Origin of the sequence: Pedobacter sp. SAFR-022 (assembly GCF_051965375.1) — a bacterium.
Classification (GTDB): Bacteria; Bacteroidota; Bacteroidia; order Sphingobacteriales; family Sphingobacteriaceae; genus Pedobacter.
On record NZ_JBQCME010000003.1, the window covers coordinates 312,057 to 327,248 of the forward strand.

The window sequence follows — 15,192 nt, forward strand, 5'->3', positions numbered from 1 at the left end:
AGCAACTATGTTAAATAAAAACGAAATTTTCGGCTATACGCCAGATGAGAAATATGCAAAGTCAGTTGCATATTTCTCCATGGAATTTGCCATTGATCAGGCACTAAAAACTTATAGTGGCGGCCTGGGCTTTTTAGCAGGGTCCCATTTACGCAGCGCTTACGAACTGCGTCAGAACCTTGTAGGTATAGGTATGCTTTGGAAATATGGGTACTATGATCAGGTCAAAACGCGCGATGCCCTGATGAAGCCTGAATTTGTGGAAAAGCAGTATTCTTTTTTAACTGATACAGGTATAGTACTCACCGTTCCGGTACATGACTATCCGGTAAAGGTTAAGGTTTATCTGCTAAAGCCGGAAGTTTTCGATTCCGCACCGCTGTTCTTGCTATCAACGGATATTCCAGAGAATGATGAAATGTCCCGCAGCATCACCTATCATTTATATGATGGGAATGAAACAACAAGAATTGCACAAAGCATTGTACTGGGCATCGGTGGCGCCATGTTGCTGGACGAGCTGAATATGACGCCGGAGGTCTATCACATGAACGAGGGCCATGCGGTATCCTTAGGTTTTTACCTCTATGCGAAGCATAAAAGCCTGGAGGAGATCAGAAAACGAGTGGTTTTTACGACCCATACGCCAGAGATGGCAGGCAATGAATCGCACCGCTTCAGTTTACTTAAAGAGATGTCGTTTTTCTATCACTTGCAGGAGCATGAAGCTAAATTTATTCTGGGTATGGAAGGTGAAGACTTCAACTACACGCTTGCCGCGTTGAAGTTTGCACGCAAAGCTAACGGGGTGTCCAAACTACATGGCGAAGTAGCACGCCAAATGTGGAGCAGTAATCCAGGGGTCTGTGAAATTACATCCATTACCAACGCGCAGAACAAGAATTTCTGGACCGATCCGGAAATGCATGCAGCCATAGAGGCTTCTGATGCTACAGCCATCCGTTCCCGAAAGCAGGCACTTAAAAAACAACTGTTTAAGATTGTCGCAGATCAGACGGGGAAACTTTTTGACGAGCAGGTACTGACCATTGTCTGGGCAAGGCGGTTTGCCGCTTATAAGCGTGCAGACCTGGTGATGCAAGACTGGGAAAGGTTTGCGCGCCTGGTTTCCAATACCACTTACCCGGTACAGTTTATATGGGCCGGTAAACCCTATCCTGGCGATTATGGCTCCATAGCCCTTTTCAATCACATCATGTCCCGCGCGAAACCACTTGCGAACTGTGCGGTACTCACGGGCTATGAACTTTCACTTTCTGATGCCTTAAAGAAAGGTGCGGATGTTTGGTTAAACAATCCAAGAATGTACCGCGAGGCCTCTGGAACTAGTGGGATGACCGCAGCAATGAATGGTACCATAAATTTATCGATGCCCGACGGTTGGGTACCCGAGTTCGCAGTAGATAAACAGAATGCCTTCGTTATCGAAACACTAAGCGATCAATCTGCTCCTGAAGAGGTGGACCGCTTCGAAAACAAGGCTTTGATGACGCTACTTGAAAGGGAAATTTTGCCCATGTACTATAAGGATCAGAAAAAATGGGTAGAAATACTGGAAAATTCGGCAAAAAGTGTGATACCATCGTTCGAATCGGCTAGAATGGCACAGGAGTACTATGAAATTCTGTATAACAAATAAATTTATTTCTCAAATCTTCACATTAGGGTAATATATCACATTTTAAGGCGGAACAAATATTGCATTATTAGTATTGTGAGCAGACAAAACACAGGATTTCACCAGCTTAGGAAATTTTTGGGGAACTTGTGTGTATATTCAAGAAACAAACTGTGTAGTTTTTAAGACGGTTGAACAAAGAATACACAATAATCTTCTCACGACATTTTAAAACAGTAATCAAATTCGTTTATATGGATATACATCACGGAGAAATCATTGAAAAAGTAGTCAGAAGAAACGGTCACTCTATAACAGATGTGGCGAGATTGACAAACGTAAACCGAAGATCAGTGTATAACTGGTTTAACCAGCCAAGGCTGAAACCCGAGATCATTTATAAGATCGGGTGTGTTATAAACCACGACTTTTCGAAGGAATTACCACAGCTATTTACCCCTGAAGATTTTGAAAAAGGATTTAAGGAGCATTCTCCGGTTGAAAGACGAGCAGAAGAACAAAAGGATATCTGGAAGGATAAGTATATTGATCTGATGGAACGCTACAATGCATTACTTGCTGAGTGCAACATGGAACGGGAGATCAATAATATTCTGAACCCGGTTAGCTAATTTAGCCAAAAAAAAGAGACTGGTACCTAAAGCGTACCAGTCTCTTTTTTTGTTTGTGGTTTGAACCATCCGTAGGTATGGCTGAACTTAAGCACAATGACAGCCAAAGGCGGCAGCTTCAGGGAAACTGAGTGAGTTTGGCGGTTATACGGAATTGGTGAGGTTTCCAGTTCATTAAGGTTCCTCAGGTCACTACCACCATAATAAAGGTTATCAGAATTGAAAATTTCCTTATAGTAACCCATCTTCGGCACCCCCAGTCTATAATTCTTCCAGACCACAGGGCTAAAATTGGCAACAAATATTAGGGTGTCCTGCTCATTCTTTCCTTTACGTGTCCAGGAGATCACAGATCTCTCCGCATCATCGGCATTGATCCATTCAAAACCTTCTGGTGCAAAATTAGCTTCATACAATGCGGGATGGTCCTGATAAAGTTTATTCAGATCTTTAACCACGCGCTGAATACCTTGATGATCTGGATTGTTGATCTCATGCCAGTCCAGGCTGAAATCATGTCGCCATTCATGCCTTTGCGCAAACTCTCCGCCCATAAAGATCATCTTTGCACCTGGATGCCCAAACATGTAGGCATACAATAAGCGAAGATTAGCAAACTGCTGCCAGTTATCCCCCGGCATCTTATTGATCAGAGAGCCTTTTCCATATACCACTTCATCATGCGACAAAGGCAAAGTAAATTTCTCAGAAAACGCGTACATCATGCTGAAAGTAAGCTGTCCATGATGATACTTTCTATAGACGGTGTCCGTTTGCAGGTAACCGAGGGTATCGTGCATCCAGCCCATCATCCATTTCATGTCGAAGCCCAGTCCACCTTGCGAAACCGGATGTGTGACCCCGGGCCAGGACGTAGATTCTTCCGCAACGGTGAAAACATCGCTGTATTCTGTATGGATCACCTGGTTGAGCTCCTGTAGAAAACTGATCGAATCCAAATTCTCCCTGCCTCCATGAATATTCGGAATCCACTCACCTGGTTCGCGGGAGTAATCCAGGTACAACATGGAAGCTACCGCATCCACCCGCAGTCCATCAATATGATACTTCTCCAGCCAGAACACGGCGTTGGAGATCAGGAATGCGCGAACCTCATGTCTGCTCAGGTTGAAGATAAAGCTCTTCCAGTCTGGATGAAAGCCTTTTCTAGGATCGTCCCATTCATAAAGATGTGTACCATCGAAATACCCGGGACCGTGTTCATCAGTAGGAAAATGTGAGGGTACCCAATCCAGGATCACTCCGATACCGGCCTGATGCAATTTATCGATCAGGTACATAAAATCCTGCGTGGTGCCATATCGGCTACTTGGCGCATAAAAACCAACCACCTGGTATCCCCAGGAACCGTAAAATGGGTGTTCCATAACCGGCATGAATTCGACATGTGTGAAATTCATATACTGGCAATAGGCTGGCAGTTGTTCAGCCAGTTCCCGATAAGTCAGAAATGCATTGGGTTTCTCCTTATCCATTCGCCGCCAGGATCCCAGATGAACTTCGTAGATCGATATAGGCTTACTCAATGGCTTTTCCATTTTTCTTTTTGCCATCCAGGCCTCATCGTTCCATTCATAACTCAGGTCCCAGGTAACACTTGCTGTGTGTGGTGGCGTTTCCCAGTGAAAAGCATATGGATCGCCTTTTTCCACCTCATAGCCAGAGTGCGACTGGATGAAGTACTTATAGTATTCGGCCGGACCAAGTCCTGGTATAAAACATTCCCAAATTCCAGAGCTATCCCAACGCACAGACATCGGGTGACTGCTACGGTTCCAGCCATTAAAGTTCCCGACAACACTTACCTGTTTTGCATTGGGCGCCCAAACGGCAAAGTAGGTGCCTTGGCTACCCGCATGTTCCACTACATGTGATCCGAGTTTGTTAAACAGCTTGTGGTGCTTCCCTGCTTTAAACAACTGAATGTCCTCGTCGGAAAACAAAGAAAACCAAGCCGGTGCTTCCACCGGCACATTGCTTTTTACCGCTTTTATCTTCGCCATACCTCTATAGTTAAACTGCTACTACGCTCCTATTCTTTTCCACAATTGCCTTGATTCCGCGCAATGGTACAATGACCCAATCCGGGCGGTTGTTTAATTCATAATTTAACTCGTAAATCGCCTTTTGCAACAAATAGGTTTGCAACAAGGTTTCAAGATCAGCGGCGTTATCTGGTACAATCGCTGCCGTGCCAACTTTCTCCATGTATGATTTGATGAAGAAACCACTCATATAATGGTACCATTGTTCAACATAAGGTAATAACACGGTGATATCTTCTTTACGAATCTGGTTGTCCAGGAACAAGCTACCAAATGCCGCATAATGGAATGACCGGATCATACCAGCGACATCGCGGAGTGCCGAATACTTCAATCGTCGTTCACTGTAACTTCTGGATGGTTCACCTTCAAAGTCTAATATCAGGAAGTCTTTACCGGTAAATAAAACCTGTCCAAGGTGAAAATCGCCGTGAATCCTGATCTTATTAACATCTATCTTGCGGCTATAAACCTGCTTTAATATGCTGAGTATCTCGTTTTTCATGCTGAGCACCTCTTCTGCCTCTGCACGGATCTCTGGGTTCAGCGACTTCAGGTTCTTACTCAGGCTGGAGAATGCTACCCTTACCAATGATTGTAAGGAAGAGAACAGCGAGCGCTGATAGTGCAGTGAGAAAGGCTCGGGCGTGAAAGCTGGATTTTCAGTGTCAAGTGCAAGCGCAAGATGCATCTCAGCGGTCCGCTGCCCCAGAAGGTGACAATTCTCGGCAACGTTCGCTTCCAGTAACTCCTGAAGGGCAGGAGGAACTTCCTCAAATACTGCCGGTGCGGAGAGGGAGCCAACCAAATCCGGCATCACAAAGCCTGCGTCGGTATTGGAGAGTATCTTTTCATTGAAATCATCAAGCCTGTCGAGCATATACGCCCAACCATCACTAGTACTTTTTACCATCTCCTGCATCATACCCAATACCATGGTCTCCTTGCCGAACTTCCATTCGATGGCCCCGATATATCCAGGTGTATGTTTGAAACCTGCCGTTTCACTTAAGTGGCGACTAAGCTCTACATCAGGGTTGATTGCACGGTCTACTTTCCGGTATATCTTGAGGTAGAAGGTGTTATCATAGGTGATTGAGGTGTTGCTCTGCTCCGCGGAGATTACACGGGGTTTGGTTTTTGGATTTTCCTGCACATGCTTTCGAAGCGCCTTGTTGCCGTGGAATATCAACTCCGAGCGGTTTTGCGGCACATGATGGTTACTCGCCATGTTGGTCAATATGCTTTGCTGCAGGTCAATACCGTATATGGCGTCGTACAATACCGCTTCTTCACCATCAAGGTCAAGAAAGGCGATAACCGATTGCGGACAATTATCCTGAAGTTTGTAGGAGAACTGCCCTAAGCCACAGGCTACGGGAATCTGGTACATATCGGGTAGCCCATCACGATAAGAGACCTCCAGCAGCAGCACGAACGCGCTATTTTCCTGCATTGGCACAATGGCATGATCAATGATCTTTACGTTCTCCATCCCCCTGCCCTTACCGCCGAACCAACGTAAGCGCATCATGTACTTAGGCAGGATTTCCGTTTCCAGCTGTGCAAGGATCTCAGGTTTAAGCAGATCTTTCCACTTATTCATCTTGATGGTATGGATCTGCACGTCATTTTCCAGCTCCGGATGTACTTTCTCTAAAATAAAGCTTTGCGTAGCGTAGGCGCCAAGCGTAAAGAAATATGGGATATCCTCCCGGATCAAGGGAAAACGATTACGGCTTAAGATTTCTACGGGAACATAACCTTTAAAGGTATCAAGGTCAAGTTCAGCCACCTGTGCGAAACGTGAAAGGTTAGCAACAATAAGCATGGTTTCATCCTCAAAGGTGCGGGTGAAAGCAAAAACCTTTGCATTTTCACTCTGAACAAACTTCATATCGCCGCGGCTAAGTGCCTTATATTTTTTCCGTGTGCTGATCACCCGCTTCATCCACCAGAGCAGCGAAGAAGTATTGCGGGATTGCAGTTCTACGTTCACAGATTCATAATGAAACTGTGGGTCCAGAATCAGTGGCAGGTACAGCTGTTGAGGATTGGCTTCAGAGAAGCCGGCATTCCGGTCGGAATGCCATTGCATTGGTGTGCGAACGCCATCCCGGTCCCCTAGGTAGAAGTTATCTCCCATACCGATCTCATCACCATAATAGATCACTGGTGTACCAGGAAGTGTAAACAACAGGGAGTTCATCAGTTCGATCTTACGGCGGTTGTTTTCCAGCAGGGGTGCCAGGCGGTGCCTGATACCAAGGTTGATTCTTGCTTTAGGATCTTTTACATAGACCTTGTACATGTAATCACGCTCCTCGTCGGTAACCATTTCCAGGGTGAGCTCGTCGTGGTTCCTGAGGAATATCCCCCACTGGCAATTCTCCGGGATGGCTGGCGTCTGATCGTAGATATCAGTTATAGGGTATTTATCTTCCATCTGTAAAGCCATGAACATCCTTGGCATCAACGGGAAGTGATAGTTCATCTGACACTCGTCGCCATCGCCAAAGTATGCTGCTGAATCTTCGGGCCACATGTTTGCCTCCGCAAGTAACAGCGTACCCGGGTAATGGTCATCAACATATTTACGAAGCTTCTTAAGGAAGGCGTGGGTCTCTGGCAAATTTTCGCAGTTGGTTCCATTACGTTCAAATAGGTATGGCACAGCATCGAGCCGGAAACCATCAACACCCATTTTGCACCAGTAGTCCATGATCTTGATAACTTCCTGCTGCACGGCAGGGTTATCGAAGTTCAAGTCGGGTTGATGGTGGAAGAACCTGTGCCAGAAGTACTGCTTGGCCACTGGATCCCAAGTCCAGTTGGAGGTTTCATAATCCTGGAAAATGATCCTTGCATCCTTGAAATTTGTAGGGTCATCTGTCCAGACGTAATAGTCGCGGTAATTGGAGCCCTTTGGTGCTTTTCTCGCACGCTGAAACCAGGGATGCTGGTCGGAGGTATGATTGATGACCAGCTCGGTGATCACCCGTAAGCCTCTTTTATGTGCTTCTTTTAGAAAAGTTTTAAATTGTTTGATATCCCCGTAGGAGGGGTTGATGTTGTAATAATCGGCAATGTCGTAGCCATCATCACGTAATGGTGATGGATAAAAAGGAAGTAGCCAGATCGCAGTGACACCAAGATCTGCCAGGTAAGGAATTTTTTCAATAAGGCCTTTAAAGTCGCCTATACCATCACAATTCCCATCGCGGAAAGCCTTGATGTGGAGTTCATAGATGATTGCGTCTTTGTACCAAAGTAGGTTTTCGTCAATCCGGTTATTTTTTTCAGCCATGGTTGTATATGCTTATTGTTCTATTCTAAAGATGTGTGCAGGCATCAGGTATGGGTTTAGCTCCACATACTGCCACTCGCCCTGCCAATGGTATTCGTCGCCACTAAGGAGATCATGCACCCGGTAGGTCGTTCCCGGACTGATTCCAATTATCGCTTCCGGTATTCTGACCATTGCAGCATGGGTATTCCAGAAGTCCATATTCACTACTACAATAAGCCTGTTCTTCGTTATTGCATCAACTTTAACATAACAGAGGATCTGATCGCTACTGGTCTCTGCAAACTCGATATTCCAGGTACTTTGAAGTGCAGGATTCTCTTTACGGATCTTATTTATCCGGATCATGATTTCTCTGATGCGGGTGTATTTATCCCAATCCCAGTGCTGGATTTCGTATTTTTCATTATCCACATATTCCTCCTTGGCGCCATGGGGGGTGTTGATCCCGAACTCATAGACAGGACCATAAACGCCGTAACTGGAAGAAAGCGTTGCGGCGAGGATCAGCCGGGTGATGTGCGCATTTTCGCCACCCGAGATCAATGCAGGCGGCAGGATATCGGGGGTATTCGGCCAGAAGTTCGGCCGGAAATAATATCTCATCTCCGTCTTCGTCAACTCAGTTAAATACTCCTCCATTTCCTTTTTGGAATTCCGCCAGGTAAAGTAGGTGTATGACTGGTTGAAGCCGGCTTTTGCAAGGCGCTCCATTACACGTGGCCGGGTGAAAGCTTCTGCGAGGAATAAGACCTCAGGATGTTTGTTCCGCACTTCGCCGATCGTCCATTCCCAGAAACGGAAAGCCTTGGTATGTGGATTATCAATGCGGAATATGGTTACACCCGCATCTACCCAATATTCAATCACACTCTTAAGCTCGTCCCAAAGGTTTTCCCAATCGTCGGTTTCGAAGTTAAATGGCAGGATGTCTTCGTACTTTTTCGGCGGATTCTCGGCATATTGAACCGTGCCGTCGGGACGCCAGATAAACCACTCGGGATGTTCCTTGACGTAAGGGTGGTCTGGAGCACACTGAAAGGCGATATCCATGGCGATCTCGATGCCCATCCCCTTTGCAGCTACGACCAGCTTTTTGAAATCATTGAGGGTGCCGAGTTGGGGATGTATCGCCTTATGCCCCCCCTTCCGATTGCCGATCGCCCAGGGCGACCCAGGATCGTCCTTTGTCGCAATGAGGGAGTTATTTTTGCCTTTACGGTTCTTTTCGCCGATTGGATGTATGGGCGGGAAGTATAAAACATCGAAACCCATCTGTGCCACCCGCGGCAATAAAGTGATCACGTCTTTAAAAGTTCCATGGCGCCCGGGTTCTTTCGCTGCTGAGCGGGGAAATAGCTCGTACCAGGTGCTAAAGGCCGCCTTTTTACGTTCGATTTCGATCTGATAGACCGGCGAAGAGCTGATGATATCTGCCGGTCGATATGGATACATTAAAGCAGCAAGTTCATTATCCAAAGCCAACTCCAGGGCTGCGGCAGGTGTTTCTGCATGAGCGATACGCGCTGCCCAATTCTGGAGGGCTGTTTGTTGCTCCGGCAATACTGCCGCCGCCTTTTTAAGCAGAATCAACCCGATCTCCAGCTCCACATCAATGTCCTGACCAGCATCAAATTTCTTCTTCAGTCCTTTTTTCCAGTTCGTATAATGATCCTCCCAGCCTTCTATCCAAAAGCTGTGTTTTCCGATTGCAGTGAAGGTGTGTTCAACCGTCCAGAAATCATTTATCTGAAAAACCATGGGAACTTCGGTGACCTCATTTACGGCCGCGTTCCTGATATATAAGCTTGCTGAAATGGCATCGTGCCCGTCGCCAAAAACATCTGCTGAAAAAGTGATGGTGTCGCCAATGACCGCCTTTGCCGGGTAGCTGCCCGCTTCCACAACAGGCTTTACATTACTGATAATAACTCTTGTTTTACCGCTTGCTTTTATCATTTACTGAAAATTGGTTACTATATAAATCCGATACCCAGTTGAATGTTTTACAAAGACTCGAAATCTTAACTAAACCGAATTTATACTGTTAACAAGCAGGTTTTTAATTGGTTAACAACGTATTAAATTTCGTATTTATAACACTGTATTACGTGATCAACTTCAAGTACGGTGCTTTATTCAGGAAATTGTCATCTCTTACAATGTTTGGTTATATCGGAAAAAATCGATATACCTTTGTGCCATGGATCAGGTAGACATCTTCAAAGCGCTTTCAAATAAAACCAGGCTGCAGATCTTAGCCTGGCTTAAAGCGCCTGAGATCAACTTTGCGGAACAAACTGAGGCTGGCTTTGCGCACGGCGTTTGTGTAGGACAGATACAGAAAAAGGCAGGCCTGACACAATCGACAGTGTCTGAGTATCTTGCTATGCTGCAGCGTGCCGGCTTGGTTAGCTCCGTCAGGGTTGGGCAATGGACGTATTATCGTCGTGATGAAGCGGGGATCAAAACCTTGATGGATCGCATTAACAAAGAACTTTAATAAAGTATAAACAACAACACACATATGAATAACGATAGCTTGTTCAAACCTTTTCGTTTGAAATCTTTGAATATCAAAAACAGAATTGTCATGGCACCCATGACGCGTTCTTTCTCACCGGAAGGTGTGCCCACAGCGGATGTGGCGGCATACTATAGCAGGAGAGCAGCAGGACAAGTTGGCCTGATCCTCTCTGAGGGTACCGTCATTGACCGTGCTGCCGCTTCCAACGATCCTGCAGTACCACATTTCTATGGCGCAGCAGCCCTAGACGGATGGAAGCAGGTTATTGATTCGTTGCATGCCGAGGGTGGACAAATGGGTCCACAGATCTGGCACATGGGCATCATGGATAACCATCCTTCCGGCTGGTTGCCATCCACACCATTTGAAGGTCCTTCAGGTTTAAACCGTCCGGATTTCAACAACGGCAACACCATGACCGATGCCGACATCGCGGATACGATTGCTGCCTTTGGCCGTGCAGCAGCAGATGCAAAAAGACTGGGCTTTGACTGCGTGGAAATTCATGGTGCCCATGGTTATTTAATTGACCAGTTTTTCTGGGATGGCACCAACAAACGTACCGACATCTACGGCGGCAAAACACTTGCTGAGCGCAGTAGATTTGCGACTGAGGTGATTAAAGAAGTACGAAAATCGGTAGGTGAAGATTTTGCCCTGATTATCCGTTTATCACAATTTAAGCCTTCGGCATACCATAATAAACTTGCAGCAACACCTGAAGAAATGGAGCAATGGCTGAATCCAATGGCAGATGCCGGTGTAGACATTTTTCACTGCTCACAACGCCGCTTCTGGGAACCTGAATTCGAAGGATCAGATTTGAACTTTGCAGGCTGGGCGAAAAAAGTTACCGGCAAAGCGACCATTACCGTAGGTTCGGTAGGTTTAACCGGGGAGTTCCTGGCTGCATTCGCAGGAGAAAGCTCCGCACCATCATCATTGGATGAATTGTTACGCAGGATGGATCGTGGTGACTTTGACCTCGTTGGTGTGGGACGTGCTATACTCGCTGACCCGAACTGGACGGAAAAGGTAAAGGATCACCGTACCGCTGAGTTGAGAGGATTTACTAAGGAGGCATTAGCACAGCTGCTATAACACAACAACGATAATGATGCGCTATTCGACTGGATAGCGCATTTTTTATGCAATAGTTTTATCTTTGATTATGAAGAAAATTAAGTCTATACTACTATTCGTATGCATGGCAGCTGGTTTAGCAGCTTGTAAAAAGAATTCCAGCAACGACAACTTTGATGTAGTTGCGCAATTTAATGCAGATACAACCGCCATCCGCGCTTACATCGTTAAAAACAGCATCCCAGCAACAAAACATGAATCTGGCGTTTTTTACCAGATCATCACCCCTGGCACCGGATCGGTAGAATACAAGCCAAGTACCACGGTGACCGCGCACTATTCTGGTCGTGTTTTAGGAAACACAGCAACGTTTGATTCTACGGAAGGTAAAGCTCCCGCTGCATTTCCTTTAGGTGGAGTGATTACAGGCTGGCAGATTGGTGTACCGCTGATCCAAAAAGGTGGTACGATCAGGTTGATCATTCCTTCTTATCATGGGTACGGAAACCGTGCCACTGGATCAATTCCTGCGAACTCCATCCTGGACTTTAACATCACCCTGGTTGACGTTAACTAATCCAAAAGAACAAATCAGAAAATTATGGCCACTTATCCGGAGTTAGAACAGCTCCGGATAAGTTGTCTTAAGCGCCTTCACGGCAATCTCTATAAGCTGTAAGTTTTGCAGTTGATGTCCATGCTGCACTTCGACATTGATGTAAGGAATTTTATTTTGCATGGCATAAAGCGAAAGCGAGCCATCATCAGCCGCATCCCGGCTCTGTAACACCACATTAACATCCTCTTTCTTTAAAGCATTAAATAACTTTAAATCAGTTACCAGGATCAGATCGTCCGGGTCCATATTAAAGTTAATATGCAGGGAATCTGCAACCAGCTCCAACTCATGTCCTTTCAGGTAGGAGTTAATGCCGAAAGCGCCGTCAGTATTGTTATGCAAGGTAAAAATGTAATCCGGCTTACCGGGATTGTAGAAATTTAAGATCATTTCAGCAGCCGTATTCAGGCTTGCACTCACCTCGTCGTTAACAGCACCATAAAACTCCAAGCCCTCCATTACACCATAGCTCGAATAAATTTTGTTCGGATCAATTTGGTACTGCAGGCCTTGATAATTGATGTTGTAATTGCGCAGGTCACCATATTGAGAATCAAAAACACTACCTCCACTAAACCTGATGTATTCAAATGCGGCTTTCACCCCGGTATCCTCATTGTCGTGAATGACCAGGAAGTTTACATTGGGTTTGCCATAGCTGTATTTAACTACCTTTAATGGTAAAGAATACATGTCCACAAACAGCGTATCCATCTTCATGCCTTCAAATACCGGAGGGTGTTGTGCATGAACCAGGCCAGGGAAGGAAAGGAGAATACTAAGCGTTAAAAGGCGAGGTAAGTTGATTAAAAGCTTATAGATCATTCATTCACAGGATAAGTGTCATCATTGTTGTTGCTACCTGAATGCCTCAACAGGCGCAAGCGATAGCAGTTCATAGCAGTTTCGCCAAGCTGTGCCACGAGTTTATAGTTGGCGATGGCGCCCACAGCGGCCCCTATTACTGGCACCAGTTGTGCCATTTTTGCCAGATCGATATAGTCGCGGTATTCCTGTTGAAAACTGCGCCAGTTAAAATCCTCAGCATGTTCAGGCAGTGTTTTGGCAAAGTCCTCCCAGGTATCTATCATTTTATAAACCTCATTGCGCCACTGTTGGCTGGAGAAAGCGAGTTGAAAAATGTAGAGGATATACAAGCGCTCGCGGTAGTCTTTTACGTCGAAGCCGTACAGTGCAGCGATATCAAATAGCAGCTTCATCTTCAAGCCGATGAGTACCGGAAAATCTGCAAGCCCCATCAGTAGCCCACCAGCTCCGGTGACTGCACCTTCGAGCGACGCGGTTTTCTGATAGAAAGCAATTTGATTTTTGATGTAAGCTTCACGATATACCAATGAACCATTTGTCATTTTCCGGCCAGTGGTGTATTCAGCGCCAAAAAGAACAGCCTTGAATAGTTTCTCCATGGTGAGGGTAATTGCTTTGTGCACTTTCTCGGGGATATATCCATTGATCTTATCCTGAACCTTCTTCGACAGGCGATCTGTAAAGGAAGGCGCACTGGTCATTTTACGATGCCAAAACAAAACTTCGGTACGTACCTGATCCTCGTAGCTGTTTAAATGATGATGCTGCATATTTAAGCCATTAAGCTATGTAATATTTTTATCTTACCCATTTACAGGCCAAATAATTTTGTTACTTAGGTGATAAATCCTTCAAATTTCATGCAAAGAAGAAACTTTTTGAAGTCAAGCTCCCTTGCTGCGCTCAGCCTGGGTACCCTGACCAGCTCATCCTGCAGCATTCTTGTTGAGGAAAGCAACAATTCTAATAAACCAACCAAACTTCCGGGCGACTTCGAGCTTAATGAAGCCAGTATAAAGCTGCTGCAGGAGAAAATGGCTGACAAATCTTTAACTGCCCATACAATCACCAGCTTATATCTGGATCGTATCGCCGCCATCGACAAAAAAGGTCCCACATTAAACTCGGTGATCGAGCTAAACCCTGATGCCCTGGAAATTGCTGAACAGCTGGATAAAGAGCGTGCCCAGGGGAAGGTCAGAAGCATGATGCACGGCATCCCCGTACTGATCAAAGACAATATCGATACTGCGGATAAGATGCATACCAGCGCAGCTGCGCTTGCACTTTCGGATAACATCGCCAGCCAGGATGCACACATTGTTAAACTACTGCGTGAAGCTGGCGCGGTGATCCTGGGGAAAACAAACCTCAGTGAATGGGCAAACTTTCGCTCCTCAGATTCGACAAGCGGATGGAGCAGCCGCGGCGGACAAACAAAAAATCCCTACATACTGAACCGTAATCCAAGTGGTTCAAGTGCAGGCTCCGGTACTGCCGTTGCTGCAAACCTCTGTGCCATTGCTATAGGTACGGAAACAGACGGTTCTATTGTATCCCCGAGTTCTGTGTGCGGTGGTGTAGGCATCAAGCCAACGGTCGGATTGTGGAGCCGAAGTGGTATCATTCCCATCTCCAAAACACAGGACAGTGCCGGCCCAATGGCGCGGAATGTCAGCGATGCAGCGATACTGTTGGGAGCGCTTACGGCTGAAGATCCTAAAGATCCTTACACCAATTCGGCTCGTGGAAAGAGACATCAGGATTATACGCAGTTTCTGAATCTTGATGGGCTGAAAGGCAAGCGATTGGGTCTGGAGCGGTCAGCCATAACGGCAGGAAACGTCGCGGCCCAGCAGCTGCTGCAAACCGCTGTAGACCTGATGCGCAGTAAGGGTGCTACGATTATTGAGATCGACCTGCTTAAGGAATTACGATCTCTCGGGAATGCAGAATACACCGTCTTGCTCTATGAGTTTAAAGCCGGCGTAAATGACTATTTAAGTCATGCAAACTCCGCCATGAAAAGCCTGGCAGACGTTATCGCTTATAATAAAAACAATGAAGCTAAGGCGATGCCATTTTTTAAGCAGGAAACACTTGAGCTGGCGCAGTCGAAAGGCGGATTAGACAATAAGGAATATCTGGATGCGCTAAAGAAGTCAAATCTGGAAAGTCGCAAAATCATCGATGGCTTGATGGACAAACATCAACTGAACGCTATTATTGGTCCTACCAATGGATTTGCAGTATGTATCGATCTGGTAAATGGTGACTATGGGAATGGATTTTCGTTCTCCTCTCCTGCTGCGAAAGCCGGCTATCCGCATATCACCGTACCCATGGGCAGCTGGCACGATCTACCGGTGGGTATCTCATTTTTTGGGAAGGCTTTTACGGAGCCAGAACTGATCAGCATCGCCTATGCCTACGAGCAGGCAAGTATGAAACGCACTGCCCCCAAATATATTCCGGCCTTATTTGGTTAAAA

11 protein-coding genes are annotated in these 15,192 nt (G+C 46.0%); 6 read left to right on the top strand and 5 right to left on the bottom strand.

Annotated features, from left to right (window positions below; all coding sequences use genetic code 11):
* Positions 1-7: 7 nt before the first annotated feature.
* Both glgP and ACTHQF_RS09810 read left to right on the top strand, forming a co-directional pair.
* Positions 8-1,660, top strand: coding sequence for an alpha-glucan family phosphorylase (gene glgP, locus ACTHQF_RS09805; protein ID WP_440430002.1), 1,653 nt, complete (start codon positions 8-10; stop codon positions 1,658-1,660).
* Positions 1,661-1,893: 233 nt separating this feature from the next.
* A complete protein-coding gene (locus tag ACTHQF_RS09810) occupies positions 1,894-2,271 on the top strand; it encodes a hypothetical protein (protein ID WP_440430003.1) in 378 nt (125 codons plus the stop codon).
* A gap of 26 nt (positions 2,272-2,297) precedes the next feature.
* Here ACTHQF_RS09810 and glgB read toward each other — a convergent pair whose 3' ends face one another.
* From glgB to ACTHQF_RS09825, 3 genes are read right to left on the bottom strand one after another with little or no spacing between them, the layout of a single operon-like run.
* Entirely contained in the window at positions 2,298-4,295 is a 1,998-nt protein-coding gene (glgB, locus tag ACTHQF_RS09815) for a 1,4-alpha-glucan branching protein GlgB (protein ID WP_440430005.1), read from the bottom strand.
* Positions 4,296-4,305: 10 nt separating this feature from the next.
* On the bottom strand, positions 4,306-7,644 hold the full coding sequence (treS, locus tag ACTHQF_RS09820) for a maltose alpha-D-glucosyltransferase (RefSeq protein ID WP_440430007.1): 3,339 nt from the start codon (positions 7,642-7,644) through the stop codon (positions 4,306-4,308).
* A gap of 12 nt (positions 7,645-7,656) precedes the next feature.
* Positions 7,657-9,603, bottom strand: coding sequence for an alpha-1,4-glucan--maltose-1-phosphate maltosyltransferase (locus ACTHQF_RS09825; protein WP_440430008.1), 1,947 nt, complete (start codon positions 9,601-9,603; stop codon positions 7,657-7,659).
* 244 nt (positions 9,604-9,847) lie between these two features.
* Here ACTHQF_RS09825 and ACTHQF_RS09830 point away from each other — a divergent pair, with 244 nt between their 5' ends.
* From ACTHQF_RS09830 to ACTHQF_RS09840, 3 genes are all read left to right on the top strand, one after another.
* Positions 9,848-10,147: an ArsR/SmtB family transcription factor gene (locus ACTHQF_RS09830; RefSeq protein ID WP_440430010.1), complete on the top strand. Its 300-nt coding sequence runs from the start codon at positions 9,848-9,850 to the stop codon at positions 10,145-10,147.
* A gap of 24 nt (positions 10,148-10,171) precedes the next feature.
* A complete protein-coding gene (locus ACTHQF_RS09835; RefSeq protein ID WP_440430011.1) occupies positions 10,172-11,272 on the top strand; it encodes an NADH:flavin oxidoreductase in 1,101 nt (366 codons plus the stop codon).
* A 70-nt stretch (positions 11,273-11,342) separates the two neighbouring features.
* Positions 11,343-11,831 carry an FKBP-type peptidyl-prolyl cis-trans isomerase gene (locus ACTHQF_RS09840; protein WP_440430012.1) on the top strand — a complete coding sequence of 163 codons (489 nt, stop codon included), beginning with the start codon at positions 11,343-11,345 and terminating at the stop codon, positions 11,829-11,831.
* A 42-nt stretch (positions 11,832-11,873) separates the two neighbouring features.
* Here ACTHQF_RS09840 and ACTHQF_RS09845 read toward each other — a convergent pair whose 3' ends face one another.
* On the bottom strand, positions 11,874-12,698 hold the full coding sequence (locus ACTHQF_RS09845) for a hypothetical protein (RefSeq protein WP_440430013.1): 825 nt from the start codon (positions 12,696-12,698) through the stop codon (positions 11,874-11,876).
* Positions 12,695-13,471, bottom strand: a complete 777-nt coding sequence (locus ACTHQF_RS09850) for an EcsC family protein (RefSeq protein WP_440430014.1) — start codon at positions 13,469-13,471, stop codon at positions 12,695-12,697. The genes ACTHQF_RS09845 and ACTHQF_RS09850 overlap by 4 nt, the downstream gene beginning before the upstream one ends.
* Positions 13,472-13,561: 90 nt before the next feature.
* On the opposite strand from ACTHQF_RS09850, the gene ACTHQF_RS09855 reads away from it, so the two are divergent.
* Positions 13,562-15,190, top strand: a complete 1,629-nt coding sequence (locus tag ACTHQF_RS09855) for an amidase (RefSeq protein ID WP_440430015.1) — start codon at positions 13,562-13,564, stop codon at positions 15,188-15,190.
* Positions 15,191-15,192 lie beyond the last annotated feature (2 nt).

Coding starts and splice junctions, on each gene's coding strand:
- ACTHQF_RS09810 (WP_440430003.1), top strand. CDS start 1,894: ATGGATATACATCACGGAGAAATCATTGAAAAAGTAGTCAGAAGAAAC.
- ACTHQF_RS09850 (WP_440430014.1), bottom strand. CDS start 13,471: ATGCAGCATCATCATTTAAACAGCTACGAGGATCAGGTACGTACCGAA.
- ACTHQF_RS09830 (WP_440430010.1), top strand. CDS start 9,848: ATGGATCAGGTAGACATCTTCAAAGCGCTTTCAAATAAAACCAGGCTG.
- ACTHQF_RS09845 (WP_440430013.1), bottom strand. CDS start 12,698: ATGATCTATAAGCTTTTAATCAACTTACCTCGCCTTTTAACGCTTAGT.
- ACTHQF_RS09855 (WP_440430015.1), top strand. CDS start 13,562: ATGCAAAGAAGAAACTTTTTGAAGTCAAGCTCCCTTGCTGCGCTCAGC.
- ACTHQF_RS09825 (WP_440430008.1), bottom strand. CDS start 9,603: ATGATAAAAGCAAGCGGTAAAACAAGAGTTATTATCAGTAATGTAAAG.
- glgP (WP_440430002.1), top strand. CDS start 8: ATGTTAAATAAAAACGAAATTTTCGGCTATACGCCAGATGAGAAATAT.
- treS (WP_440430007.1), bottom strand. CDS start 7,644: ATGGCTGAAAAAAATAACCGGATTGACGAAAACCTACTTTGGTACAAA.
- ACTHQF_RS09840 (WP_440430012.1), top strand. CDS start 11,343: ATGAAGAAAATTAAGTCTATACTACTATTCGTATGCATGGCAGCTGGT.
- ACTHQF_RS09835 (WP_440430011.1), top strand. CDS start 10,172: ATGAATAACGATAGCTTGTTCAAACCTTTTCGTTTGAAATCTTTGAAT.
- glgB (WP_440430005.1), bottom strand. CDS start 4,295: ATGGCGAAGATAAAAGCGGTAAAAAGCAATGTGCCGGTGGAAGCACCG.